The organism is Mesorhizobium sp. M0152 (assembly GCF_040322415.1).
Classification (GTDB): Bacteria; Pseudomonadota; Alphaproteobacteria; order Rhizobiales; family Rhizobiaceae; genus Mesorhizobium.
Window position 1 is genome coordinate 15,605 of sequence record NZ_JAMYTH010000030.1, and the last position, 25,711, is coordinate 41,315.

General features: G+C 62.5%; 26 protein-coding genes, 1 pseudogene and 1 riboswitch. Of the genes and pseudogenes, 18 read left to right on the plus strand and 9 right to left on the minus strand.

What is annotated here, in order from left to right:
* Positions 1-15: 15 nt before the first annotated feature.
* The 5 genes from NKJ26_RS24700 (at position 16) to NKJ26_RS24720 (ending at position 4,676) form a co-directional block, all read left to right on the plus strand.
* On the plus strand, positions 16-900 hold the full coding sequence (locus tag NKJ26_RS24700) for a hypothetical protein (protein WP_352697758.1): 885 nt from the start codon (positions 16-18) through the stop codon (positions 898-900).
* Between the two features lie 27 nt (positions 901-927).
* Complete coding sequence (locus tag NKJ26_RS24705) at positions 928-1,767, plus strand: alkaline phosphatase family protein (RefSeq protein ID WP_352697759.1); 840 nt, start codon at positions 928-930, stop codon at positions 1,765-1,767.
* A gap of 233 nt (positions 1,768-2,000) precedes the next feature.
* Entirely contained in the window at positions 2,001-2,567 is a 567-nt protein-coding gene (locus NKJ26_RS24710; RefSeq protein ID WP_352697761.1) for a sigma-70 family RNA polymerase sigma factor, read from the plus strand.
* The gene (locus NKJ26_RS24715) at positions 2,564-3,232 is read left to right on the plus strand and encodes an anti-sigma factor (protein ID WP_352697763.1); all 669 of its coding nucleotides are present in this window, start codon (positions 2,564-2,566) and stop codon (positions 3,230-3,232) included. Before NKJ26_RS24710 ends, NKJ26_RS24715 begins: the two co-directional genes overlap by 4 nt.
* On the plus strand, positions 3,222-4,676 hold the full coding sequence (locus tag NKJ26_RS24720; RefSeq protein WP_352697765.1) for a S8 family serine peptidase: 1,455 nt from the start codon (positions 3,222-3,224) through the stop codon (positions 4,674-4,676). The genes NKJ26_RS24715 and NKJ26_RS24720 overlap by 11 nt, the downstream gene beginning before the upstream one ends.
* Here NKJ26_RS24720 and NKJ26_RS24725 read toward each other — a convergent pair.
* Positions 4,666-5,178 carry a DUF8737 domain-containing protein gene (locus NKJ26_RS24725; RefSeq protein ID WP_352697818.1) on the minus strand — a complete coding sequence of 171 codons (513 nt, stop codon included), beginning with the start codon at positions 5,176-5,178 and terminating at the stop codon, positions 4,666-4,668. The two genes, NKJ26_RS24720 and NKJ26_RS24725, sit on opposite strands and share 11 nt — an antisense overlap.
* Positions 5,179-5,280: 102 nt before the next feature.
* On the opposite strand from NKJ26_RS24725, the gene NKJ26_RS24730 reads away from it, so the two are divergent.
* Positions 5,281-6,189, plus strand: a complete 909-nt coding sequence (locus NKJ26_RS24730) for a LysR family transcriptional regulator (RefSeq protein WP_352697767.1) — start codon at positions 5,281-5,283, stop codon at positions 6,187-6,189.
* 140 nt (positions 6,190-6,329) lie between these two features.
* Here NKJ26_RS24730 and NKJ26_RS24735 read toward each other — a convergent pair whose 3' ends face one another.
* Positions 6,330-7,352, minus strand: coding sequence for a LacI family DNA-binding transcriptional regulator (locus NKJ26_RS24735; RefSeq protein ID WP_352599852.1), 1,023 nt, complete (start codon positions 7,350-7,352; stop codon positions 6,330-6,332).
* Positions 7,353-7,715: 363 nt separating this feature from the next.
* Here NKJ26_RS24735 and NKJ26_RS24740 point away from each other — a divergent pair, with 363 nt between their 5' ends.
* The 5 genes from NKJ26_RS24740 (at position 7,716) to NKJ26_RS24760 (ending at position 14,264) form a co-directional block, all read left to right on the plus strand.
* Positions 7,716-9,071 carry an ABC transporter substrate-binding protein gene (locus NKJ26_RS24740; protein ID WP_352697769.1) on the plus strand — a complete coding sequence of 452 codons (1,356 nt, stop codon included), beginning with the start codon at positions 7,716-7,718 and terminating at the stop codon, positions 9,069-9,071.
* A gap of 211 nt (positions 9,072-9,282) precedes the next feature.
* Positions 9,283-10,296, plus strand: coding sequence for a carbohydrate ABC transporter permease (locus NKJ26_RS24745; protein WP_352697771.1), 1,014 nt, complete (start codon positions 9,283-9,285; stop codon positions 10,294-10,296).
* A 1-nt stretch (position 10,297) separates the two neighbouring features.
* Complete coding sequence (locus NKJ26_RS24750) at positions 10,298-11,452, plus strand: carbohydrate ABC transporter permease (RefSeq protein ID WP_352599846.1); 1,155 nt, start codon at positions 10,298-10,300, stop codon at positions 11,450-11,452.
* A gap of 4 nt (positions 11,453-11,456) precedes the next feature.
* Complete coding sequence (bglA, locus tag NKJ26_RS24755) at positions 11,457-13,121, plus strand: beta-galactosidase BglA (RefSeq protein ID WP_352697773.1); 1,665 nt, start codon at positions 11,457-11,459, stop codon at positions 13,119-13,121.
* 30 nt (positions 13,122-13,151) lie between these two features.
* A complete protein-coding gene (locus NKJ26_RS24760; protein ID WP_352599844.1) occupies positions 13,152-14,264 on the plus strand; it encodes an ABC transporter ATP-binding protein in 1,113 nt (370 codons plus the stop codon).
* 76 nt (positions 14,265-14,340) lie between these two features.
* Here the strand turns inward: NKJ26_RS24760 and NKJ26_RS24765 are convergent, their stop codons facing one another.
* The 4 genes from NKJ26_RS24765 to NKJ26_RS24780 all read right to left on the minus strand — a co-directional run bounded on the left by NKJ26_RS24765 (position 14,341) and on the right by NKJ26_RS24780 (position 15,393).
* A complete protein-coding gene (locus NKJ26_RS24765; RefSeq protein ID WP_027023902.1) occupies positions 14,341-14,577 on the minus strand; it encodes a DUF680 domain-containing protein in 237 nt (78 codons plus the stop codon).
* 62 nt (positions 14,578-14,639) lie between these two features.
* Positions 14,640-14,849 carry a DUF680 domain-containing protein gene (locus NKJ26_RS24770; RefSeq protein WP_352697775.1) on the minus strand — a complete coding sequence of 70 codons (210 nt, stop codon included), beginning with the start codon at positions 14,847-14,849 and terminating at the stop codon, positions 14,640-14,642.
* Between the two features lie 69 nt (positions 14,850-14,918).
* A complete protein-coding gene (locus tag NKJ26_RS24775; protein WP_352697777.1) occupies positions 14,919-15,125 on the minus strand; it encodes a DUF680 domain-containing protein in 207 nt (68 codons plus the stop codon).
* Positions 15,126-15,192: 67 nt separating this feature from the next.
* The gene (locus NKJ26_RS24780) at positions 15,193-15,393 is read right to left on the minus strand and encodes a DUF680 domain-containing protein (RefSeq protein ID WP_352599838.1); all 201 of its coding nucleotides are present in this window, start codon (positions 15,391-15,393) and stop codon (positions 15,193-15,195) included.
* A gap of 490 nt (positions 15,394-15,883) precedes the next feature.
* A riboswitch (cobalamin riboswitch) is annotated at positions 15,884-16,086 on the plus strand.
* 110 nt (positions 16,087-16,196) lie between these two features.
* Here NKJ26_RS24780 and NKJ26_RS24785 point away from each other — a divergent pair.
* The 7 genes from NKJ26_RS24785 (at position 16,197) to NKJ26_RS24815 (ending at position 23,185) form a co-directional block, all read left to right on the plus strand.
* Entirely contained in the window at positions 16,197-17,444 is a 1,248-nt protein-coding gene (locus NKJ26_RS24785; RefSeq protein ID WP_352599836.1) for an aromatic ring-hydroxylating oxygenase subunit alpha, read from the plus strand.
* A 101-nt stretch (positions 17,445-17,545) separates the two neighbouring features.
* On the plus strand, positions 17,546-18,646 hold the full coding sequence (locus NKJ26_RS24790; RefSeq protein WP_352697780.1) for an FAD-binding oxidoreductase: 1,101 nt from the start codon (positions 17,546-17,548) through the stop codon (positions 18,644-18,646).
* Between the two features lie 126 nt (positions 18,647-18,772).
* Positions 18,773-19,204: a PqqD family peptide modification chaperone gene (locus tag NKJ26_RS24795; protein ID WP_352697782.1), complete on the plus strand. Its 432-nt coding sequence runs from the start codon at positions 18,773-18,775 to the stop codon at positions 19,202-19,204.
* A 37-nt stretch (positions 19,205-19,241) separates the two neighbouring features.
* On the plus strand, positions 19,242-20,285 hold the full coding sequence (locus NKJ26_RS24800) for a serine kinase (RefSeq protein ID WP_352697784.1): 1,044 nt from the start codon (positions 19,242-19,244) through the stop codon (positions 20,283-20,285).
* Positions 20,282-21,034 (plus strand): glycosyltransferase family 2 protein, encoded by a 753-nt coding sequence (locus tag NKJ26_RS24805; protein WP_352697786.1) that lies wholly within the window; start codon positions 20,282-20,284, stop codon positions 21,032-21,034. The genes NKJ26_RS24800 and NKJ26_RS24805 overlap by 4 nt, the downstream gene beginning before the upstream one ends.
* Position 21,035: 1 nt before the next feature.
* Positions 21,036-21,713, plus strand: coding sequence for a glycosyltransferase family 2 protein (locus NKJ26_RS24810; protein ID WP_352599826.1), 678 nt, complete (start codon positions 21,036-21,038; stop codon positions 21,711-21,713).
* A complete protein-coding gene (locus tag NKJ26_RS24815; RefSeq protein ID WP_352599824.1) occupies positions 21,710-23,185 on the plus strand; it encodes a nucleotidyltransferase family protein in 1,476 nt (491 codons plus the stop codon). The genes NKJ26_RS24810 and NKJ26_RS24815 overlap by 4 nt, the downstream gene beginning before the upstream one ends.
* A gap of 89 nt (positions 23,186-23,274) precedes the next feature.
* Here the strand turns inward: NKJ26_RS24815 and NKJ26_RS24820 are convergent.
* The 3 genes and pseudogenes from NKJ26_RS24820 to NKJ26_RS24830 all read right to left on the minus strand — a co-directional run.
* Positions 23,275-23,554: pseudogene (locus tag NKJ26_RS24820) on the minus strand (molybdopterin-binding protein); the annotation flags it as partial.
* 21 nt (positions 23,555-23,575) lie between these two features.
* Positions 23,576-24,796 carry a glycosyltransferase family 87 protein gene (locus tag NKJ26_RS24825; RefSeq protein ID WP_352697788.1) on the minus strand — a complete coding sequence of 407 codons (1,221 nt, stop codon included), beginning with the start codon at positions 24,794-24,796 and terminating at the stop codon, positions 23,576-23,578.
* 57 nt (positions 24,797-24,853) lie between these two features.
* Positions 24,854-25,483, minus strand: a complete 630-nt coding sequence (locus NKJ26_RS24830; protein WP_352697790.1) for an alpha-ketoglutarate-dependent dioxygenase AlkB family protein — start codon at positions 25,481-25,483, stop codon at positions 24,854-24,856.
* Between the last annotated feature and the right edge of the window lie 228 nt (positions 25,484-25,711).

Genomic DNA, 25,711 nt, shown 5'->3' on the forward strand with positions numbered 1-25,711 from the left:
GCTCAGGGCGATGTTGTGACACCAAACGAATTGCTGGAATACGAAACTCATTTTGCAGGTTATCAGAGTTTTCTAACAGGGAACGTTGAGAGAGATGCCCATTGGCATTTCGAAGCCCAGGAGACACATGCTCTTCATGTGCTTGATGCCATTCAAGGCCTTCAGCTAGAGATAGTCGAACTTAGTGGCAAAGTTAAAAATGAGGATGCCTTCTACAATCTGAACTTCGGAGCTGCTCGTCGCTCTCGGATGATATGGGGGGCGTTTCGCCAGCTACACTACATGATCGCCCCTAATCGTAACGATCCTATGTTACACGACGATGTTTTTGAGGCCGCGCGAGCTCTTAACGACATATATATCCACACGCGTGGAATGCTTGATAACTACGCTTGGACCTTGATTCATCTATTTGGCGATGAACCGTCAAAGGCGCTGCGCCGCAACGATGTCGATTTGTTCGGGAAGAAATTCCAATTGGCCTCCAGTTTCTCCGAGTTTAAGAGGATTCTAACTCCGTATGCCGACTGGAATCTCGAACTCAAAGAAAGGCGCGATCCAGTCGCGCACCGAATTCCACTTTCTGTTCCTCCATCGTTTCTCAACGATTCGGATGCGGCCGAATTTTCGGAAATGAATGAGCGATTCGACGCGGCTCGGCAGCGATTCTCGGAACTTGCCCAAAATGGCGCGCCGCAACCTGAAGCCAATGCTGCTTCCGCTGAGGCCGACGAACTCTATGAGCAGCTTCAGAAAATTGGGAGGTTCGTTCCCATAATCGTCCATGACCCTAAGCAGGGAGGCACTCGCATCTATCCAACAGTTCCGCAAGATATCGGAAGGATGGTGCGGATTAGCCGAGAACTAAACCACGGAATTTCTGAAAGACTTGGCTCATAATCATCTAACGTCGAGAGCACTACCAAAATGCCCGTCTCTTCCAAGCTTTTGCTGATCATCCTCGACGGCGTGCCTTACAGGAACTGGCGCCGGCTGATGGGCAATCTCGAAGGCTGGGTGCAATCCGGCGAGGCGCGGGTCTGGAAGATGCGCTCGGTGCTGCCGTCGACTTCCGCCTGCTGTTACGCCTCGATCCACACCGGTGTGTCGCCGCAGGTGCATGGCATCTTGTCCAACGAGAACCGGTTCCGCGTCGAGCAGCCCGATATCTTCTCCGAGGTCAGCAAGGCCGGCGGCAAGACCGGTGCCGTGACGCACTCCTACTGGTCGGAATTCTTCCGCGCCTATCCGTTCGACCTGGTCGAGGACATGGAGTTCGACGAGCCAGGCGGGCCGATCACGCATGGCCGCTTCCATACCATGACCGGCTACAACGCCCGCAACCAGATGACGCCGAGCGACGTCGACCTGTTCGCGACGCTGACCATGCTGACCAAACGCCATGGCATCGACTACGGCATCCTGCACACCTGCACGCTGGATTCGATGGGCCACCGCTTCGGCCATGACTGCCACGAGATGGACCATGCCGTCTATGCGATGGACGGTATGCTGGCGGCCTTTCTGCCGCGCTGGATCGAAGCCGGCTACGAGGTCATCGTCACCGCCGATCATGGCCAGACCGACCGCGGCCACCATGGCGGCCACGACGACGAGATGCAGGATTTCGCGCTCTATTATTTCGGCCTGGGCAAGGGACCGCAGGCCGACACGCTGCTCGACCAGCTGCAGCTCGCGCCGACAGTGCTGACGCGGCTGGGCGTGCCAGTGCCGGCGACGATGAAGGCGAAGCCGTTTTTGGGGTGATGGAGTAGCGCAACGCTGGTGCCGCCCCTCATCCGCCTGCCCGTCCTCCGCAGCAGCTGCGCTGCAGCTGCGGAGGGTGGACCGGCACCTTCTCCCCGTTTAGGGCGGTGAGAAGGGACACACTCTGGCAACCGCCCCGCTCTTCGGTTAGCTTTCAAATTCCTTGGCGGAGGATGAACCTTTTTGGACCGACCAGCGACAGAGCAGTCAGGAGCCAGGCGGCTCGACCGGCCATGACGGCGGCGATTGAGACCGATCGTGCGCTTGTCGACCGGGTCGCGAAGGGCGACCGGGCCGCCGTGCGGCTCCTGTTCATGCGTCACCACGCGCGGGTCTACCGCTTCGTGGCACGCCAGACGGGATCGGAAATGATGGCCGACGATATCGCCAACGAAGTGTTTCTCGAACTGTGGCGCCAGGCGCCGAGCTTCGAGGGTCGGTCCGAAGTCTCGACATGGCTGCTCGGGATCGCCCGGTTCAAGGCGCTGTCCCTGCTGCGCAAGAAGAAGGAAGACTGGATCGACGACGAGGCCGCCGCCGCAGTGCCGGACAGCGCCGACACGCCCGAGGTCGTCACCATGAAGGAGGACAAGGCCGCAGCCTTGCGCCGTCTCATCGACGCTTTGCCGGAAGAACATCGCACGGTGATCGACCTTGCCTATTATCATGGACAGTCGGTGACAGAGATCGGCGAGGTGCTCGGCATCCCTGTCGCAACCGTCAAGACCCGGATGTTCTACGCCCGCAAGAAACTCGGCGAGGCGTTGAAAGCCGCTGGATACGACAGGGGGTGGCCATGAGCGCCGCTGAAAAAATGTCGCGCCGCGACGAAATGGAAACGCTGCTTCCGTTCTACCTGAACGGCTCGCTGGAAGGTTCGGAGCTGGAAGCCGTCGAGGAATGGCTGGCCAGCGATCCGGCTGCACTTGCCGCCCTTGGCGAGGCGGAAGCCGAATTCTCCAGCACCGCCGCCGCCAACGAGGTCATCCGCCCGCCGGCCGATGCGCTCAGCCGTTTCGCCAAGGCGTTCGACGCCGAGGCCGGACCGGCGCGGGCGCCTGCGGGCTCGTCCTGGCTGGCGCAGGCCTGGGATCGCTTCATGGCGGTGCCGGTGGGCGTCGCCTGGGCGGCGGCCGCGGTGCTGCTGGCGCTGGTCATGGTCCAGTCGTTCGTGCAGCCCGGCGGCAAGGGCAATGATTTCGAGATTGCCGGCGCGCAAGACGACCTGGCGAAGATGCCGTTCGCCCTGGTGAAGTTCAAACCGGATGCCAAGATGTCGGATATTTCCGCTTTCCTAGATGGCAACGGGCTGAAAATCATCGGCGGGCCGAACGCCGACGGCGTGTTCCGACTTGGCATCCCCACCGGCAACGCGGCCGACTATACCAAGCAAATCGGCCTTATTGCCGCCCAGCCTTTCACCGAGACCGTGATCGAGGGAAGGAAACCTGCTGATGGCGGCTGAAGCGGCCATTCGATTTGCGGCAATTGTTGGGGCGGCGATGACAGTCGCCGCCATGCCCGCATCGGCGCAGACAGAAGATCCCAATCCCGACCGGACGAAGATCGATTGCCGCGACGAAAGCAGTGCAGCGGGAGTGGACTGCGCCGAGGGCGGCGGTGACGCGAATGGCGGACCGGGCGCGGCGCAGCCCGGCGCCGTCTTTTTGCCTGCCCTGATCGTCGATCTTTTCCCCAGTCCGGCCCAAGGTCCGGTGCCCCTGCCGACGCCCGCCACACGCCAGGATCCGGCAGGCGGCACGTCGCCAGCCGCCCCCTCGCAACCCGGAAGCTCGGTCGGCGGGCCGACCGTCTCGCCTACCGATCTCATCGCCGTTCAGCCGCCGCGCGCCGTGGTCGGCGATTTCGTGCCCGACGAGGTGCTGGTGACCGTCGACGGCGATGCCGGCGCCGTGCAGCAGATCGCGGCCTCCTTCGGCCTCGAAGTGCGCTCGCAGCGCCAATCGCGGCTGCTTGGCACCACTTTGGCGCGTTTCGGCATTCCCGACGGCCGCCCCGTCGGCGTCGTGCTGGCGCAACTGGCCGCCGACGGCCGCACCCAGCGGCGCGAGGCCAACCATGTCTATTCGCTGCAGCAGGCCGCAGGCATCGTCAACTATGCGTTCGAGCGCATAGCGCTCGATTCCAAGGCGGCCAGCGGGCAAGACGTCCGCATCGCGGTGATCGATACCGGCATAGACGACACCAATCCGGCGCTGGCCGGCGTCATCGCCGGACAGTTCGACGCCATGCCCGGCGTGCCGATCGAAAAACGCGATCATGGCACCTCGGTCGACGGGCTGATTGCCGGTGTCGGCGCGCTGGAGGGCATGGCGCCCGGCGCCAGGATCTATCACGCCCGCGCGTTCGAGGGCGGCAAGTCTACCATGGACGTCATCCTGTCGGCGCTCGACTGGGCGGCGGAGCAGGACGTGCGCATCATCAATATGAGCTTCGTCGGTCCGAAGAACGACCTGCTCGGGGTCGCCTGCCGCAATGCAAGGGCGCTCGGCATGGTGCTGGTTGCCGCCGCCGGCAATAACGGGCCGAAAGCGCCCTACGGCTATCCGGCCGCCTTCGACGGCGTCATCGCTGTGACCGCCACCGACGCCAAGGACGGGCTGATGCCGCAGGCCAATCGTGGCGCCTATGTCTTCATCTCGGCGCCCGGCGTCGAGATGGTGGCACCAAGCGGCGCCGGCTCGGACGTCGTCACCGGCACCTCGTTCGCGGCGGCGATCGTGAGCGGCGCCATCGCCAATCTCATCCATGCCGCGCCCGATCGCTCGGCCGACGATATCGAGAAAGCCTTGGCGGCAACGGCTAGGGATCTCGGCCCAAAGGGGCGTGACAACGACTTCGGCTATGGGCTGCTAGACATCAAGGCGGCAGGGGCGGCTAAGGAATGACCTGCTGCAAGTCACGTTTTTTCCCAGCCCGTACCAGAAGGTAGAATGCGGCGATGTGCGTGATCATCAGCAGCGGCACGTAGATGATCGGGATCGCATAGGCGGCGCCCAACTGCTCCGCGTGCGCAGGAAGACCGAGCTGGATGGCGTGGTAATAGGCGGCGATGAGATCGACCGTCCCCACGAGATTAAACGCCACGACGAGCGGCCAGAAGAGCCGAGGTATCCTCACCATGAGCAGCACCAGCATGGCCAACACTCCTGTTGCGAAATCGCCATAAGCGGCGAATACGGCAAATCCGGCGGGCAGATCGGGGCCGACGACGCCCGGAAGGATGAAGACGAGCCCGAAGAAGCGGAAGCTATGCAAGGTGGCAATGGCGCGTTGCGCCGCGACCCCGTCCATCGAGTTCAGCCACGGCAGACCGTAGGCGCCGAAGCAAAGCAGCCACGTGACATAGCCCAGGACAAGCTGGACCTGGAACAGGACTTCCGTGGACATCTGGCATCCTCTTGAGAGGTTGTTTTTCATGCTGTGTTCGAGCGTCATCAATTCCTAATCCCGCTTCCATAATTCGACCATCCGCTGTAATCGAAACAACCTATGAAGCAGAGCTACACAATCCGGCACGGCGCGCTGGAAGGCGTCGAGGTTTTCCTGGCCGTCGCCAAGCGCCGCAATTTCCGTCGTGCGGCCGCGGATCTCGGCGTGACGCCATCCGCGGTGAGTCAGGCGGTGCGTGCGCTGGAAGCGCGCATGGGTGCGGCGCTGTTTGCCCGCACGACGCGGAGCGTTGGCTTGACCGAGGCCGGTCAGCGGTTCCTCGACCGCGCCGGCCCTGCGTTCGAGGAGATCGTCGCGGCCGGCGAAGCCGCTCGTGACGTCGGGCAACGGCCGACCGGCCTGCTGCGGCTGTCCGTGCCTCGCGCCGTCGTGCCGCTGATCCTGGAGCCGATGATCGCGTCGTTCTGCCGAGCCTATCCCGAGATCGAGCTGGAGATCGCCGCGAGCGACGAGATGGTCGATCTCGCGGCCGGCGGGTTCGACGCCGGCATCCGCCTCGGCCAGTTCATCGCACCCGACATGGTCGCGGTGCGGCTGACGCCGCCTTTCACGTTCGTGGTCGTCGGCAGCCCGGACTATCTGGAACGCCACGGTTACCCCGAACGCGTCGACGATTTGCGCCACCATGCCTGCTTGCGCTTGCGCCGGTCGAACGGCGCCATAGCGCCCTGGTCATTTGTCGACGGCAACGGGTCGATCGAGGCTATGGTGTCAGGCCCGCTGATCGCGCACGACTATCCGACATTGCTGGGGGCCGCGATGCAAGGCGTCGGGCTGGCGCAGACGCCTCGACCTGTCGCCGAAGGCCCGATAGCCGAAGGAAAACTCAAGGCGGTGCTGGATCACATCGCCACCACGACGCCGGGCGTCTATCTCTATCATCCCGGCAAGCGCCAGGTCCTGCCGAAACTGCGCGCCTTCATCGATCATCTCAAATCCACAGACTGAGACGACAATGGGTTTGATCCCAAGCGGCTCACCGTTTCACGGAAGCGCCGAACGCTCTATCCCTTCATTTTAGGCAATTTGCTGGGGAAAGCGCTATGCGCTTTTCCGGGGAAACCGTTCACATTTTTCCTGGAATTGCCTTAGGCAGGCGCACCCGCCACCGAACCCCTGACCACCAGGTCGACCGGCCAGACCTCGCTGCGGGCGCCCTCCTCCAGTCCGGAGATCCGTGCCGCCAGCCGCTCGGCGATGCGCGCGCCGGCAAGACGGATGGACGAGCGCGTCGTCGACAACGGCACCGAAAAATTCTCCGGCCTCAGCCAGGGAAAGACGTCGTCATGGGCGATCAGCGACACGTCGCCGGGAATGGCCAGGCCGAGGTCGCGCACCGCGCGCACGACGCCCAATGCCATGATCAGACTGGAACAGGCGATCGCCGTCGGGGCGTCGCTCGCCTCCAGCAAACGCCTGGTGGCGCGATAGCCATTCTCTTCGGTCATGACCACCGAGCAGACATGATGTTCGCCCAGCGTCATCCCGCTTGCGGCCAACGCCCGGCGCACGCCGCGCTCGCGATGGACAGCGAAGGTCTCGCGGTCGTCGCCGTTGATCAACGCCAGCCGCCGATGGCCAAGCTGGATGAGAAGCCTGGCCGCCTCGTGGAAGGCACCCTCATTGTCTATGTCGAGATAGGGATAGTCGAAATCGAAGCCTTCGCTGCGGCCATGGACGATGAAGGGAATGCCGAGCGTGTTGACCAGCGCCACGCGCCGGTCCTCGGGTTTTGGCGAGGAGATGTAGACGGCGTCGACCTGCCGGTTGGCGACGATGCGCCGGTAGGTGGTCTCCTGGTCGTCGGCGTCGGCCGGCGACAGCACCAGGTCGAGTTCGTGCGCGCGGGCATAATCGCCAAGGCCGGACAGAAACTCGACGAAGTGCGGATCGATGTCGACGGCGGCTCCCGTCGGCAGGACATAGCCGATCATTCCGGTCTTGCCGGTCGCCAGCCGCCGCGCGCTCGGATTGGGGCGGTAGCCGTGGCGCTTGGCGGCGTCCATCACCCGCCGGCGGGTTTCCTCGTTGACCTCGGGATAGCCGTTCAGCGCTCGGCTTACCGTGGTCTGTGAAAGCGCCAGCATATGCGCGAGCTGCTTCAGGTTCACGAGAGGCCTCCACGCCCCAAAGCGCTTTTAAGTTGAATCGACCCAAGCGCCACAAAGGCGCGCTCATCCAGCAGCGACCATAAGCGCGGACGGGACGGGTTTGAAACAAGAATTTCTGCTGCACCGCCGAAAAAGCATGCTGCAGCGCACCTTTTCGAGCACCGAATGCCTGAAATTAAATCGATTAACCCGAGCGCCTCTTGACTCCCGAGTGATTCAATGGCGAGATCAGAAAAGCCAAAGCGCTTTGGAAGGCTCTTCGAAAGGTTGCGGTTCCTTTCCGACTGAGTCACAGTCCTGCGGCGTCGGCGGGCGGAATGGAGGTTCCGTCCGGTGTTTGTGACCCCACTGGGAGGAATACCGATGAAGAAAATGCTTTTGCTGGGCGCCGCGCTTGCCACGCTCGCCCTGAACGCGCCCGCGCAGGCTGAACTGAAGTTCAAGCCGGGCGAAGACAAGCGCTTCAACTGGGCAAATTACGAAGAGCTCAAGAAAGTCGACCTCAAGGGCGAGACCCTGTCGATCTTCGGGCCGTGGCGCGGCGAGGACGAAGGCCTGGTGCGCGGTGTACTCGATTATTTCTCGGAGGCCACCGGCGTCGAAATAAAATATTCCTCCTCGGAGAATTACGAACAGCAGATCGTTATCGACACGCAAGCCGGCAGTCCGCCCAACATCGCCGTGCTGCCGCAGCCCGGCCTGATCCAGGATCTGGCATCGAAGGGTCTTTTGACACCACTCGGCGACGATACCGCCAAATGGATCAAGGACAATTACGGCGCCGGCCAGTCATGGGTCGACCTCGGCACCTTCAAGGACAAGGACGGCAAGCCGGGCTTCTTCGCCTTCCCCTACAAGGCCGACGTAAAGTCGCTGGTCTGGTACTCGCCGGATAATTTCGAGGAAGCCGGCTACAAGGTGCCGAAGACGCAGGAAGAACTCGCCGACCTCGAGAAGAAGATCATTGCCGATGGCGGCACGCCATGGTGCATCGGGCTTGGTTCGGGCGGCGCCACCGGCTGGCCGGCAACCGACTGGGTCGAAGACCTGATGCTGCGCACGCAGTCGCCGGAAGTCTACGACAAATGGGTGAAGAACGAGATACCGTTCAACGATCCGGCGGTGGTCAACGCCATCGACATTTTCGGCAAGATCGCGACCGACGACAAGATGGTCGATGGCGGCGCCAAGGCGGTGGCGGCGACCGATTTCCGCGATAGCCCGAAGGGCCTCTTCTCGGTGCCGCCGAAATGCTACCTGCACCACCAGGCCTCGTTCATCCCGACCTTCTTCCCGGAAGGAACCAAGATCGGCCAGGACGCGGATTTCTTCTATTTCCCGCCCTACGCGTCCAAGCCTGACCTCGGCACGCCGGTGCTCGGCGCCGGCACGCTCGCCATGATAACGAAAGATAGCAAGAGTGCTCGCGCGTTCATCGAATTCCTGAAGATGCCGCTTGCGCACGAGATCTGGATGGCTGAAGGCGGCTTCGTGACGCCGCTCAAGACGGTCAACAAAGAGGCCTATGCCAGCGATGCGCTGAGGAAGCAGGGCGAAATCCTGGCCAATGCCTCGACCTTCCGCTTCGATGGTTCCGACTTGATGCCAGGCAAGATCGGCGCCGGCTCCTTCTGGACCGGCATGATCGACCTGGTCGGCGGCAAGTCCGCGCAGGACGTCGCCACCGACATCCAGAAGAGCTGGGACGCCATCAAGTAAAAGCTCGGGTAGTAAAACGTCTGGCAGCTGGCCTCGGCCGCACTTCAGAACTTCCTGATCCTCATACTGGATCCGGGCCTTGCCGGCCCGGATCCGACCGGCAGCGACGCCGGACCGGCTTTGCGTTCGATCGTTCCGACTAACTGAATCGGCGCATCATCCATCGCCAGGATTGTTCGGCCTGGCCGGTCATGCGCAGGGAGAGGGACCCATGGCGGCTCAGATTTTCTCGGCCATATTTGTCATCATCGTCGGCGTCGGCGGCTGTGTCGCCTATTTCTGGGGCGCCAACAAACTGCTCGACATCACCTTTCCCTCGCGCGGCGTCTCTGGTGCTGCCGCCGTCGACAATCTGCGCCGGCAAGGCCTGATCCGGCCCTGGCTGTTCGTCGGCCCGGCGATGATCATCCTGACCATCTACCTGATCTACCCGGTGGTCGAGACGTTGCGGCTGTCCTTCCTCGATCGCGGCGGCGTCAGCTTCGTCGGCCTGGCCAACTATCAGTGGGCCTTCGGCGACCGCGAGTTCCGCAATTCGATCCTCAACAATGTGCTCTGGCTGGCGGTGGTGCCTGCCGCCTGCACGTTCCTCGGCCTGATCATTGCCGTGCTCACCGACAAGATCTGGTGGGGCACGATCGCCAAGAGCCTGATCTTCCTGCCGCTGGCCATCTCCTTCGTCGGCGCCAGCGTCATCTGGAAATTCATTTACGAGTACCGCGGCGAAGGCCAGACGCAGATCGGCATCCTCAATGCCGTCATCCAGCATTTCGGCGGCCAGCCGCAGGTCTGGATATCGCTGCCGTTCTGGAACAATTTCTTCCTGATGGTGATCCTGATCTGGATCCAGACCGGCTTTGCCATGGTCATCCTGTCCTCGGCGCTTCGCGGCATTCCTGAGGAAACGCTGGAAGCCGCCGTCATCGACGGCGCCAACCCGTTCCAGATCTTCTGGAAGATCATGGTGCCGCAGATCTGGGGCACCATCGCCGTCGTCTGGACCACGATCACCATTCTGGTGCTGAAAGTGTTCGACATCGTGCTGACCATGACCAACGGCCAATGGAACAGTCAGGTGCTGGCCAATCTGATGTTCGACTGGATGTTCCGCGGCGGCGGCGATTTCGGCCGCGGCGCCACCATCGCCATCATCATCATGATCGCGGTCATTCCGATCATGGTCTGGAATATCCGCCAGGCCAATAAAGAGACGGGGGGACACTGAGATGGCCGTCGCGACCGGAAATTCCTTTGCCAGCCGCTTCGGCGTCCACATCGCGGTGCTGGTCTTCGTTACGATCTGGACCATCCCGACACTCGGCATCCTGGTCTCCTCGCTGCGCGACAAGAACCAGATCATCGCCTCGGGCTGGTGGAACTCGTTCGCCAGTTCCACCCAGACGGAAGCCGGCCGCCTGCCCGCTGCCTCGGCGCAGGTCGAGAAGGACGGCAAGTTCGTCCTCGAGGGCAATATCTTCGGCGATGGGGCCAAGCGCGACATCAGCGCCTTCGGCGTCAAGTCGGCGGCGCCAACGCAGTATTCCGCCGGCACGTCAGCCGATCTCGGCGACGGCGTGACCCTGCAGCTCAATGCCGACGGCAGCTTCGTCATGCAATCGCCCAAGGCATTCGAAGGCGATCGCGGCCAGCGTGTCTACTATGCCTCGTCGGCACCACCGAAATTCACCACCGACAACTACCGCACGGTGCTGTTTTCCGAAGGCATCGGCCGCTCGTTCATGAATTCGCTGACCGTCACCATACCGGCGACGGTCATCCCGATCCTGATCGCGGCCTTTGCCGCCTATGCGCTGGCCTGGATGCGCTTTCCCGGCCGCGCGCTGCTGATTGCGGTCATCATCGGCCTGCTGGTGGTGCCATTGCAGATGTCGCTGATCCCGCTATTGAAACTCTACAACGGCGTCGGCGCCTTCTTCGGCATGCCGTCGAAAACCTATCTCGGCATATGGCTGGCGCATACCGGTTTCGGCCTGCCCTTCGCCATCTACCTGCTCAGAAGCTACATTGCCGGGCTGCCGCGAGAGATCATGGAATCGGCGCGCATTGATGGCGCCAGCGATTTCGAGATCTTCGTCAAGATCGTGCTGCCGCTGTCGTTCCCGGTGCTGGCCTCCTTCGCCATCTTCCAGTTCCTGTGGGTATGGAACGATCTGCTGGTGGCGATGGTTTTCCTGGGTACGGAAGCAGACCAGATCGTACTGACCGCCAAGCTCAATGCGTTGCTTGGCTCACGCGGCGGCGATTGGGAGATCCTGACGACATCGGCCTTCGTGACCATCATCGTGCCGCTGCTCGTGTTCTTCTCGCTGCAGCGCTATTTCGTTCGCGGGCTGCTTGCCGGCTCGGTGAAAGGAGGCTGAGACAATGCAATCCGCTTTGAAGGCCAGTTCGAAGCCCGATCTCGCCGTCGACCGCGACTGGTGGCGAGGTGCGGTGATCTACCAAATCTACCCGCGCAGCTATCAGGATTCGAACGGCGATGGCATCGGCGACCTCAAGGGCATTATCGGGCGATTGCCCTACATCGCCGCGCTCGGCGCGGACGCCATCTGGATTTCGCCGTTCTTCAAGTCGCCGATGAAGGATTTCGGCTACGACGTCTCGGACTATTGCGATGTCGATCCGATGTTCGGCACGCTTGCCGACTTCGATGCGCTGACGGCGGAAGCGCACAGGCTGGGCCTCAAGGTGATGATCGACGAGGTGCTGTCGCACACCGCCGACATTCATCCGTGGTTCAAGGAAAGCCGGTCGAACCGCACCAATCCGAAAGCCGACTGGTATGTCTGGGCGGACGCCCGGCCGGACGGTACGCCGCCCAACAACTGGCTGTCGATCTTCGGCGGATCGGCGTGGCAATGGGACACCAGCCGCCAGCAATATTATCTGCACAATTTCCTTGCCGAGCAGCCGGACCTCAACTTCCACAACCGCGAGGTCCAGGACGCGCTGCTCGACGTCACCCGCTTCTGGCTGGAGCGCGGCGTCGATGGCTTCCGGCTCGACACCATCAATTTCTACTTCCACAGCCAGGGGTTGGAAAACAACCCGCCGCTGCCGCCCGAGGAACGCAACGACCAGACCGCACCCGCGGTCAATCCCTACAATTACCAGGACCACATCTACGACAAGAGCCGTCCGGAAAACCTCGGCTTCCTCGAACGGTTTCGCGCCCTGCTCGACGAGTATCCGGCGACGGCGGCGGTCGGCGAGGTCGGCGATTCGCAACGCGGGCTGGACGTGGTGGCCGCCTACACCGCCGGCGGCAAGCGGGTCCACATGTGCTATGCCTTCGACTTCCTGGCGCCGGAAAAGATCAGCGCGGCCAAGGTCCGCTCGGTGCTGGAGGCGTTCGGCAAGGCGGCCAGCGACGGCTGGTCTTGCTGGGCCTTTTCCAACCATGACGTGATGCGCCCGGCTTCGCGCTGGGCCGCTAACGAGGCCGACCCGGCCGCCTATCTCAAGGTCATCTCGGCGCTGCTGATGTCGCTGCGCGGCTCGGTCTGCATCTATCAGGGCGAAGAACTCGGGCTCGGCGAAGCCGACCTTCGCTTCGAGGATCTGCAGGACCCCTATGGCATCCGCTTCTGGCCGGAATTCAAGGGCCGCGACGGCTGCCGCACGCCGATGGTGTGGGATGGCAGCGCCACGAATGGCGGCTTCTCCTCGGCAAAGCCCTGGCTACCGGTGCCTGCCAAGCATCTGTCGCAAGCGGTCAATGTCCAGCAGGGCGATGAAGCGTCGCTGCTGGAACATTACCGGCGCTTCCTGACCTTCCGGCGCGCCCATCCAGCGCTGGCCAAGGGCGATATCACCTTCTTCGAAAGCGAGGGCGATACAGTTGCCTTCACCCGCCAGGCGGGCAATGAACAGGTCGTCTGCGTCTTCAACCTTGGCGCGAGGCCGGCCGAGGTTGACCTTGGCGGCCGATCGCTGCAACCTTTGTCCGGGCATGGATTCCCGGGACAGTCCGGCGGCGGTTCCGTCCGCCTCGGCGGCTACGGCGCCTGGTTCGGGCGTATCGACTGAATTTTTGAGGAAATCACTCGGAGGGAAATCATGGCCGATGTCACGCTAAGACAAGTGAAGAAGTCCTACGGCAATCTCAACATTCTCCACGGCATCGACCTCGATATCAAATCTGGCGAGTTCATCGTCTTCGTCGGCCCGTCGGGCTGCGGCAAGTCGACATTGCTGCGCTCGATCGCCGGGCTCGAGGAGATCACCTCCGGCGAACTCAGGATCGACGGCGAGGTGGTGAACGACGTGCCGCCTTCGAAGCGGGGCATTGCCATGGTGTTCCAGTCCTATGCGCTCTACCCGCACATGACCGTCTACGACAACATGGCGTTCTCGATGAAGATCGGCAAGGAGAGCAAGGCCGAGATCGACCGGCGCGTGCGCCAGGCGGCGGAAATCCTGCAGCTGACCAAATATCTCGACCGCCTGCCCAAGGCGATGTCGGGCGGCCAGCGCCAGCGCGTTGCCATTGGCCGCGCCATCGTGCGCAATCCGAAAGTATTCCTGTTCGACGAGCCGCTGTCGAACCTCGATGCGGCACTGCGCGTCGCCACGCGTATCGAGATCGCCAAGCTCAAGGAATCGATGCCCAACACGACGATGATCTACGTCACACACGACCAGGTCGAGGCGATGACGCTGGCCGACCGCATCGTGGTGCTCAAGGACGGCCATATCGAACAGGTCGGCACGCCGATGGATCTGTACAAGAAGCCAGGCAATCTTTTTGTCGCCCAGTTCATCGGCTCACCGGCCATGAACATCCTGCCGGCGACCATCGAAAGGACCGGAAACGCGACAATCGTCAGCCATGTCGGCGGTCGCAAGGCAACCGTGCCGATCTCGACGCCTGCTTCGGCAAAGGGGACGGCGGTAAGCTTCGGCGTACGGCCGGAGGATCTGATCATCGCCAGCGGTGGCGATTATCTGTTCGAAGGGACGGTCGACTATGTCGAACAGCTCGGCGAGGTTCAGCTCGTTTACATCGATATCGGCCGCGCCGATCTGCCCTTGGTGACCAAGCTGCCTGGCAATGTCGAGGTCAAGCGCGGCTCGACATTGCGGCTGAGCGCCAATGGCGAGGACCTGCATATATTCGACACCGAGGGGCGGTCCTTCGCGCTTCATGAAGCGGAAGCGAAAGCGGCCTGAGACGGAACCACGTCCCGATAACGAAAAAGCGGCGAGCCCAGGCCCGCCGCTTTTTTTTGGAAATCAGCTTCGGCTGTTAGCGGCCGAAGAGATTCCGGTCGCTGCCCTGAGGGGCGGACTTCGGTACGTCGCCCGCCGAATTGAGCAGCTTGTAGACGGGCGACTCGCTCTTGCGGATCGAGCCCGTGTGCGAGGTGTCGACGTTGACGGTCGCCTGCTTGTTGATGTCGGTGCCGCCAACGTTGTCGTTGCGGGCATAGGCGCTGCCGGCGGCAATCAGAAGAGCGGCGGCAGTGAGAACAATCTTTTTCATTTTTTGATACTCCGTATTCGCTAATCCAAGGCGGCGGCAAGCCGCCGCCTTGCGGTCAGATGTTAGTTGTTGCCGAACAGGTTGCGGTCGCTGCCCTGGGTTACAGGCGCCTGCGTGGCCGGCTCCGACTTGCCGGTCGAAGCCGTATACGAGCTGTCGACAGCGGTTGTGGCAGGCTGGTTGGCGCCATTGGAGCCAAAATTGTCGCTGCCGGCGAAAGCGCTACCGGAGATAGCCAGGACGGCGGCGGTAGCGAGGATGATCTTCTTCATTTCAAGTCTCCTGAATTTCAAGTTCCACCGGGGCGGGGGGGAAGCCCGCCGTCCACGGGGAATTGGCTGTTAGTTATTGCCGAAGAGGTTACGATCGGCGCCCTGGACGGGCTGCTTTTCAGCCGGAGCCGACTTCTGGGTCGAAGCCGTATACGAGCTGTCGGTCGAAGTAACCGCGGGCTGGTTGGCGCCGTTCGAGCCATAGTTGCCGCCATCGGCGAAGGCGCTGCCGGAGATGGCCAGAACGGCGGCGGCAGCAAGAATGATCGTCTTCATTTCAAGTCTCCTGAATTTGGTTTCACCAGGGCGGCGGGCGAGCCGGCCACCTGCTGGCAATCGGTTGTTAGTTGTTGCCGAAGAGGTTGCGGTCGCTGCCCTGAGCAGGCGTCTGAGCAGCCGGTTCCGACTTCTTGACCGAAGCGGTGTACGAGCTGTCGACAGCAGTGGCTGCCGGGGCGTTCGAACCATAGTGGTCGCTACCAATGGCGAAGGCGCTGCCGGAAATGGCCAGAAGGGCGGCGGCAGTGAGGACAATTTTTTTCATTTTAGGTACTCCAGTATTTTCCCGTCCGTCTAGCGGCGTGTCTTGGGAGGAAATCGCGTCGTTCGGACAGCCCCGATGTGGGAAAGTCATCTGGTCATTGCCAATCACGAAGTTGTTCCGACTGGACCATGAATCCACCTCTTGAAACTGGGCCAAAACCTTCTACTTGCGATTTTTCCCGTTAAATATCAGATGATTAGATGAAAGCTCCACTCCCATCACCAACTGTGTCGGAGGCCGAGTGTTCACACTGTCCTGCACGCACCGTCAACAGAAACGAACCGTTCGGTTCGATTTTAGGCGCTGCTAATAGTCACTTTTCGAAACCGTTAGCCCTTTTTGCTTCTGCCAAAGATCGAAACCCGACCCCCGGCGGGGCGGCGATGAGACGATTTCAAGAGCCCCGATCCTCGATCGAACTATCGCTTATGCGTGTCGCGCCGCATGGATGCGATGTCGTTTTCATGCCGACGCCACGACGCGTGTCGTGATTAGATCGCGCCATCTCAGGTGCCGCTTCGTGACGACGGGGCAGAGAATTGGGAAGCCGGTCAGAATCCGGCGCTGCCCCCGCAACGGTGGTGGAGTTCAAATCGCAACGGGAGACCACTGGGTGCAAGCCTGGGAAGGTGTCGCGATCGTCCGCAAGGACAACTCCAGAGCCCGGAAACCAGCCGAGATTCTAGACTCGACTGATCGCGGTGGGCGGTCAAGAGGCGGATGATGCATGCCGGCTCGCCCTGGCCTGCGTCCAATCCTTCCTCCATCACCACCATAGTCAGTCCTTAACGCGAGGACAGGACATGGATGTGCGCAACGACATGCTGAGGCTGCTGGAGAACCGCAGAGGCGGTTTCTCGCTCGAGCAGCCCTTCTACACCGACCCCGATTTCTTCAAGCTCGACATGGAGCTGATCTGGTATCGCGACTGGCTGTTCATCGGCCATGACTGCGAACTGCCGAAGCCGGGCAGCTATATCACCGCGCAGATCGGCGACTACCCGGTCGTCCTTGTCCGCGACCAGCAAGGCAAGATCAACGCCTTCCACAATTCCTGTCGCCATCGCGGCAGCCGCGTCTGCAACTCCGACAAAGGCACGGCCGCCAAGCTGGTCTGCCCCTATCATCAGTGGACCTACGAGTTGGATGGGCGCCTGCTTTTCGCCCGCCAGATGGCCGACGGTTTCGACAAGAGCCAGTTCGGCCTGAAGCCGGTCGCCTGCGAGAGCGTGGCCGGCTACATCTTCATCTGCCTGGCCAAGGAGCCGGCGGATTTCGCGCCGATGCGGGCGATGATAGAGCCTTATCTCAAGCCGCACCGGCTCAGCGAAGCAAAAGTCGCCTTCGAGAGTACGATCGTCGAGAAAGGCAACTGGAAGCTGGTCTGGGAAAACAACCGCGAGTGCTACCACTGCGCCGGCAACCATCCCGAACTCTGCAAGACGTTTCCGGAAGCGCCTACGGTGACCGGCGTGCAAGGCGCCGACAGCGACCCGGAAATGCTGGCGCACTGGGCGAAATGCGAGGCGGCCGGCCTGCCGAGCAAGTTCCGCATCGATCCGGCCGGGCAATACCGCGCCACCCGCGCGCCGCTGCTGCGCGATGCCGTCAGCTACACGATGACGGGCAAGCGCGCGGTCAAGAAGAACCTGTCAGACAGCGTTGCCACCGATCGGATCGGTTCCTTGCTGCTCTACCACTATCCGACAACCTGGAACCACATCCTCGGCGACCACGCCGTCACCTTCCGCGTGCTGCCGATCAGTGCCACGGAAACCGCCGTGACGACGAAATGGCTGGTGCACAAGGATGCGGTCGAAGGCGTCGACTACGATCTCGCCGAACTCACCCATGTCTGGACGGAGACCAACGACCAGGACCGCCGCATCGTCGAGGAAAACGCCTTCGGCATTCTGTCGCCGGCCTACGAGCCCGGTCCCTATTCGGAACTGCACGAAGGTGGCGTCATCCAGTTCGTCGAATGGTATTCGTCGTTCATCGGCCCGCGCCTGGCCGGCGATGGCAGGCCGGCCCTGCGTAGCGTCGCCTAGAGCAATTTTTTTTGTAGCCAAGCGGACACGCTTGGCTGCAAAAACGCAGCGTCTTGGGATCAAGCGATGCACGGAACACAGGGGACAAGAGGATGAATGCGATGACGGACCTTGGCCTCTATCGTCATCTCGACCAGATGGCACCCTGGAACGACCGGCTGCAGGTGCTGGAAGTGATCGGCGTCAGCGACGAGGCGCCCGACGTGAAGACCTTCACCTTCCGTTCCGACAACCAGACCTGGTTCCGCTACAAGCCGGGCCAGTTCGTGACGTTGGAGCTGCCGACCGCCGATGGGCCGCTGATGCGCACCTACACGCTGTCGTCTTCACCGTCACGGCCGTTCTCGATCGCGGTGACGGTAAAGGCGCAGGCCGGCAGCGTCGGCACACGCTGGATGTTCGAACATTTGAGGCCCGGTTCGCACGTCAAGGCCTATGGGCCGGCCGGAGACTTTTCGCTGCACAGCCACCCGGCGGCCAAATATCTGTTCATCTCGGCCGGCTCCGGCGTAACGCCGATGATGTCGATGCTGCGCTGGTTGAACGACTGCGCGCCATGGACCGACGTCGGCTTCGTCAACTGCGCGCGGCGCGCGGAAGAGATCATCTTTCGCAAGGAGCTCGAACTGCTCGGCGGGCATATGCCGGGCCTGTCACTCGGCTTCATGATCGAAGAGCGGTCTAGCCGCGAGGGCTGGTACGGGCATATGGGCCGGATCGACGCGATCCGGCTGCCGCTGCTGGCGCCCGATTTCCGTGAGCGCGAAATCTTCTGCTGCGGTCCCGACCCCTTCATGCGTGCGGTACGCGGCATGCTCGAGGCAGCCGGCTTCGACATGACGAAATATCACCAGGAGAGCTTTGCCGCGCCGATGGTGGAGGAAATCCCGGCACCGTTCACAGCACCGGCAGAAGACGGTACTGCCGGCCCTGTCGAGGCCGTGACGCCGATCCGGTTCACGCTTTCGGATGTCGATGCGGACTGCGTCGCCGGCCAGACCGTGCTGCAGACGGCGCGCGCCTCGGGCGTGCGAATTCCCGCCGCCTGCGAATTCGGCCTGTGCGGAACCTGCAAGGTGAAGAAAGTCTCCGGCGCTGTCGAGATGAGCCACAATGGCGGCATCCTCGATCACGAGGTCGACGATGGCTTCATCCTGGCGTGCTGCTCGAAGCCGCTGTCGGCGCTGGAAATCGAGGCGTAAGCGGCGAGCACCCGAACCGAGCCCGTGCCTTGCCAAGAAAGAACCCGGTGTTTACAGGCGTTGTAGGGGAAGCAGTCGCACCAGCCGGCGGGTTGGCTGTGGCAATTGCAGGGCGGGACAACACCGATGGGTCATTCCGACGTCTACACGGTCGCGAGCAGCGACATCGTCTTTGAATCTTTCGACGGCGAAGCCGTGGTGCTCGACCTCTCGAATGGCAAGTATTTTGGTTTCTCCGATTCCGGCAGCAGGATCTGGGAGGCGCTGTCATCCGGCGTACCGCCCGTTCAGTTGATCGGAGCGGCGACCCGAGTTGGAGAGGTGACCGCCTCCGAGATCGGCCGGTTCGTTGCGCAACTCCTCGAGTTCGGCTTGCTCGCACCTGCCGCCGATGCACCGGCGCAGATGCCTTCCGAGACCTTGCTCGCCGACTTGGCCCGTGCCGGCGACCCGCTCCACGTCGAGATCCATGACGACCTCGCCGACCTGATCCTGGTCGACCCCATCCACGAGGTGGAAGAGCCCGTCGGCTGGCCGGCGGTCAAGCAGGCAACCTGAACGGCTGTTATCAGGCGACCACGGGGGCCGGGCGACCATGTCTAGCATCACGCTGAAAACCCTGCCCGACTATGCGCGTCACGTGCTGGCGGCAGCGGAAAGCGCGGCCGGCGACTATCACGTCACTCGCAAGGTTCATTTGCCCCGGCTGGAGATCACGGTGCGTATGGGCGCGGGAGTCCTGGCGAGCGCCGTCGAACAGGCTTTCGTTCCGGCGCCGGTTGCCGGACCCGGCAAATGCAGCATTTTCGTCGCCGATCCACAAATAGAGGGCGTCCCCGCACCGGCAGGTTGGGGCCGGGCGTTTTTTACTCCTCATGCTTTCGCCAGCCGGCTGGCCGAGGCAGGATTGCGTGGCAACTATTTTCACGATCTGGATTTCTGGCAGTTCTACGATCCGCAACATGGCGTTGGCGTGCAATTGATGGCCTCGGCCGACGCCTTCCCACCCTGGGAGCCGGGTGCGCCGCTGCGGGCCTTTCTGCATTGGGAATATGCGGCCCGCGGCATGCGGCTCGCCCATGCAGGAACGCTCGGCATCGACGGCAAGGGCATCCTGCTTGCCGGCTCGGGTGGGGCCGGAAAATCGGGAACGGTCGTCGCCGGGCTGCTCAACCGGCTCGACAGTGTCGGCGACGATTATGTGCTGATCGGCATGGCTGCGGCAGTGACCGCCTATCCCCTGTTCGCCACGCTCAAACAGGATCCGGAGGGTTTTCGTCGCCTGGGACTGGACCGGAGGCTGACGTCGTACGGCCCGCTCAACTGGCAAGGCAAGCATCAGTTCCACATTGGCGACATAGCGGCCCGGCCGATGCCGTCAAATCTGGACATCACCGCTCTGGTGGTGCCACATATCAGCGGAGGCAGGGCCAGTTCGATCATACCGCTGTCGCGAAAGGAAGCCATGATTGCACTGGCACCGTCCGGTATCGCCCAGATGCCGGGCGAGCGCGAAAGTGGCTTCCGCTTTTTCAGCGACCTCACGCGCCTTCTGCCGTGCTACCGGCTGTCGCTGGGGACAGAGCCGCAGGAGATAGCCGGTACGATCGCGGATTTCATGATGCGGGGCACAGCATGAAACTGAGCGTGATCATGCCGGTCTACAATCGTGAAGATCATGTCGGCCCGGCGCTGCGCTCCCTGCTCAGGCAACGCGACGCAGCCGATCTCGACATCATCGTCGTCGATGACGGTTCCACCGACGGCTCGGCCGCGGTTATCCGGTCGCTGATCGAGGAGGCTCCCTGCATCCGTCTTGTCCAGCAAACCAATGGCGGAGTGACAAAGGCGCGCAACGCCGGTCTGCTGCAATTGCCGCGGCACGCAGACTTCGTGTCTTTCCTCGATTCGGACGATATTTCGCCGGCCGGGCGCTTCAGGGCGGACCTTGCCTGTTTTGCCGGCGATCCCGGCCTCGATCTGACCTACTCGCGGATGATGCTGGTCGACGGCATCGACGACGACACGCTGCAACCGGCCGCCGACAGCCATTGCATGACGGTGCGGGGAATCCACCTGTCGGCGGGCATCTTCAGCCGCAAGCTGATCGAGCGCATCGGCGCCTTCGACGAGGCGTTCAAGCAGGCCGAGGACACCGACTTTCTGCTGCGCGTCTTCGAAAGCGGCCCCAAATTCGTCATGCCCGATACGGTCGCGCTTTACTACAGACGTCATCCGGGAAACATGACCAAGCAAGCCGATACGGCACTGCGGGAATTCATGCGTGCCATTCACAAGTCGATGAAACGGCGCAAGGCCGATCCTTCCTTGCACAGGGTCGAGGGTATCTTCGATTTCAAGGAACTCGCAGACTGGCGCTTTATGTAACATGCCTGGCTATGGCGTCATCATTCCAGCTTTCAACGCGGCCACAACCATTGCCGAGACACTGGCCTCGGTGATGGCGCAAACGGTGAAGCCCGATGACATCGTCATCGTCGACGACGGCTCGACCGATGATCTCGCCGGGATGATCCATGCTCTCGGTATGCCAATACGCCTGCTGCGGCAAGAAAACGCCGGACCTGGCAGCGCCACGACCCGAGGCATCGCGGCCCTGTCGACGCCGTTCATCGCCACGCTCGATGCGGACGATCTGTGGCTGCCGAACAAGATTGAGCGGCAGCTGGCGCATTTCGCAGAAGCTCCGGCAACGTCGGCGGTTTTCTGTCACTGGCGGACCTTCCGCGACGATCGGCCCGACGCGGCCGAGGCCGCCGCCTTGCCCGGCTGGGCGCGGACGACCATGGTAATCCGCCGTGACGTGGCCGACGCCATCGGCCCCGTGGTCGATCCGCCAGGGGGCCGTGGCGAGATGATCGACTGGATCGCCCGCGCCAGGGAGGCAGGCTTCGTTCTCGGCATGATGGATGAGGTGCTGGCCTTGCGGCGCATAAGGCCAGGCAGCCTGTCATACGGACGCGATCCGGCACGCGACCGCGGCTACCTCCAGGTAGCAAGGCTCGCCATGCAGCGGCGAGCGCAGAACAAGGCAGGCACCCGTTGAAGGCCAAGCCAATTCGCCGCATCGGCCGCCGCTTTCCGGACTATGGCTGGTCCTGGCCGACGGGTGGACTCGACCAGTTGCTCAAGGCGGCGCTGCTTGCCAATGAGGACGCCGCCGCAAGTTACGCCACGCTCTGGCTTGACGCGAACGATATCGATCTCGTCTCCTTCCGGGAACACCGGCTGCTGGCTGCCGTCTCCGACAGGTTCGGCAGGAAATTGGCCGGCCATACCGCCTACCCGCGTCTCGTCGGCCTGCAGAAGATGCTGTGGACCAGATCCCGCATGGCGATGCGTGAAGCCGAACCGGCGCTGAAGGCAATGGCGGACGCCGGATGCATGGTGATGCTGATCAAGGGCGCCAGCCGGATCGCCCTCGACACAGCGGCGCAGCGTGGCCGGGTGGCGCACGACATCGACATCTTGGTGCGCCCGCAGGACCTGCAAACGGCCTTCGACGTCCTGCGCGACCGCGAGTGGCAGATCGCCACCGGTGTCAGCCCGCAATATCTGCGGACAAGACTGGCGTCGCTACGCTCGATGAATTTTTTCAAGAGCAATTTTGGCGACATCGACCTGCACCAGCTCGCTTATGACGGGTCGCAGCAAAGCCACGAAGACGACCTGGCGATCTGGCGGCGGGCGGTTGCAGCCGAGTTCAGCGGCGTCGACGTGCTGGTACCGTCGCCGGCCGACCGCATCGCGCTGGCCATCGGGCATGGCGGGCTCGACGCCCACACGCATAGCGACTGGCTGGTGGACTGCGCGGTGGCCCTGCGCGGCGGCGATGTCGACTGGGATGTGTTCCTTGACGTCGTCGCCAGGCGCGGCCTAGCCGTCGCGGCAGCGGTGGCGTTGTCCTATCTGGCGCTTGAGATCGGTGTTCCAGTGCCGGAGACGATGTTGGTCACGGTCATCGAGATGGCCGACCACGCTGGCCTTTCGCGCTGGTCGGGAGTGCTGCAAGCCAAGCCACGGACCGATTTCGGCAGGCTGGTCTGGCTGTCGCGTGGCCTTGCCAAGCAATTGCGGCTGCGGCGAAAGAGCGGCCGGCTGCGGCAGGATCCGCCAGCCAAGGCCTGGCGCGGCAGGCCAGCCCGCAACGAGCCAGCCGAAGCAGCGTCGCTATCGGTGTTCTCACAAGCCATGCCCTGCCCGCCGACGGCAGGAGACATGATGCTGGACATCACGGTCAGGATCAGCGTTCCACCGGTCCGCCGCCGCATCGAAATGGAGATCAACGCCGATGATCACCATTTTGCGCGCCTGCGCGCCATGGCCATCAGCCGGTCCGGTGGAGAACGGGTGCTGCACTTTCGCGGCAAGGTGACGCTTGACGGCGAGAAGCACGCCTTGACTCTTGAGGCGAGACCCTCCCGGCAATTCCGGCAATGGCACGATGAGGCGACCGTCGCCGCCTACGGCGCACTGCCGTTCCAGTTGGTCTCGGCGATCTTTTCACCGCTGCGCTGACAACGCCGCGCCGCCGCATCCCGACCCGTGCCGCGCGATTGTGAAAAAAGCGGCGGCGACACGTCTCCCGAACCAGCCGTTTCCATTCAGACGCCCTGCCATGCCGTATCGAACTTTGGTCCACGCGGTCACGCAATGGATGTCGCGCGTCATCCTGGTCAGCGGCAAAGCGTTGAACTCGGCCCAGTTCCATTTCCTGACCGGTCTCGGCCCGTGCTTCAACGTGAACGTCCAATCCTCGGTGGGCAGATGTGGCGTCGGTCCCGCCGACAGCACCGGAAATCCCTGCTCGAGATGTTGGCCGGGCGGGATGCGCGCATCGCTATCCGTTGGCGGACGCCGTCCCGAAAAGAAGCCTCGGGGGACCATTGCGGTAATTCCTCGCTGCAACTAGCGTGTGTGGCTTCCCGGCGCCTCTGAAACAACGTTCCCACGTTCGCGGGCACTTATGCCGACGAGCATCCATGCCGACAGGGACAACGGCACCAGCACGCCAATCCCCAGCCCGGCACCATTCACCAGATGAGCGATGGCAGGATAGAGCCAAATAAACGCCAGGAAAAGCCGAGGTATATTGGCGCGTGTCGAGAACAAATAAGCGACCGCAATGGCTAGGCCTACAGTGTCGTAGCTGTAGCCGTAAGGCGTCGCCACCGTCGCCAGCACGACGGTAAGGACCACCCTTTCGCCATGGTCGACTTGCCGCCGGGGCAGCCAGATCCAAATGGCGGCGGTGATCGCGGCGATTGTCGCGACAGCCTGCATCGCGTAAGCCACCGTCAAGTTCGACCCGCATGCGCGCGCCAGGAAGAACATGGTTGCGGCATTGGACTGGTAAGACTGGGGATATTGCGCCTCCAGTATTGCGGTCATCAAGGGACGGGTTTCGGTCCAGAACAGCCGCCAGACGTCAAATCCGAGCATGGCGCCGGTCAGGACGAACAGCGCAGCCGATGAAAGGACAGCGGCGGCGATGGCGCGCCAATTGCCGCTCGCCAGCAGGCAGAACGGAACCAGAATGCCGAGATGCGGCTTGACCGTCAACAACCCGAACAGCACCCCGGCCAGGATCGGCCGCCTTGGTACAACCGCCAAGCCACCGATGAGAAGCGCGGTGGTCAAGGCGCCGTTCTGGCCGAAGATGGCATTGATGAACACGGCCGGGCACACAAGGATGGCCGCTTCGGCAAATGTGGCCAGTTTCAGCGGCCGCACCGCCAGCCACAGGCAAAAGATGGTACCGAACGTCCAGACGAAATAGGCCGAAAAGATTGGCAGTAAGGCGAGCGGCATGCCGAAGATCAGGATGCTGGGCGGATAACTCCATTCTTGATCGGGAAGGTCGGGCGAGAACATCTGTCGCAGCGTCGCGCGGTAGGCGTCGACGTCGAACAGCAACGCGACATGACGGTCGAGCGCCATGCGTCCACCGGCCCACAGGTTGGAGAAATCCCAGTAGGGCAGGCGGTCGCTGAGTTCGGAGAAGCCGTGCTCGTCGAAGGTCCACAAAGCGAGGTGGTAGCGCAACCCAATCAGGATTCCGGTGCACAGCACCAAGGCACCGAAGCGCAGATCGGATTGGCTGGGGGCAGTCTGATTGACCAGTGCCATTGCGGTGTTTTCCAAAAACCTTGCCGGCCCTGATAAGGGATGCGCGTTAAGATCGGCTTATGCGGAGCCTTCGTCCGGCTTCGTCACCCGCCGCAATGTCAGATTGATCCTGCCGCCGTTCTTCAGCAGCGCCGAGGTCGAGGGGTAGATGCGGTCGACGCCGTGGAAGCAGAGGCGGCCCTCGCCACCGAGCACGACGACGTCGCCGCTTTTCAACCTGAACGACTTGGTGCCGCCCTCGCGCGTCGTCTGGCCGATCCTGAACAGGCATTCGTCACCCAACGAGACAGAGACGACGGGGGCTGAGAAATCGGTCTCGTCGCGATCCTGATGCAGGCCCATTTTTGCGTCCGCCGTGTAGAAATTGACCAGGCATGCCTCAGGCGGATGCCGGTAGCCCGACACCTGACGCCAGAGATCTAGCAGGCTCTCCGGGATAGGCGGCCATGGTAGTCCGGTCAGCGGATGCGTCGGCTGATAGCGGTAGCCTCTTTCCTTGTCGGTGACCCAACCGAGCGGACCGCAATTGGTCATGCGAACGCTCATTTCCTTGCCGGTGCGCGGCATGGCCGGCACAAACAGCGGCGCCTGTTGCACGATGCTTCTCACGTCCTCGACCAGCCCCTCCTGGGCAGTGCGGGACAGATAGGCCGGCATGTGGCGAACGCCCTTGGGCAGAACGAGCATGGGTTGGCTCACCTCGCGAATGGTTCGGGCCGCAACATGCCACCGTCAAAGGAAAACGGCGACCCGAAAGCGCTCGCCGATCTCACCGAGATATTGGCGTGGGATCGCGCTATGGGCGCGCGACGGCGTGCAACAGCGGCTATTGCTACATGGGTCAGGGCCGCAACATCACCGCTTCGTTGAAGCGCCCGCGGTAAAATCAAAAACGCCGCGCGTCCTTTCGGATGC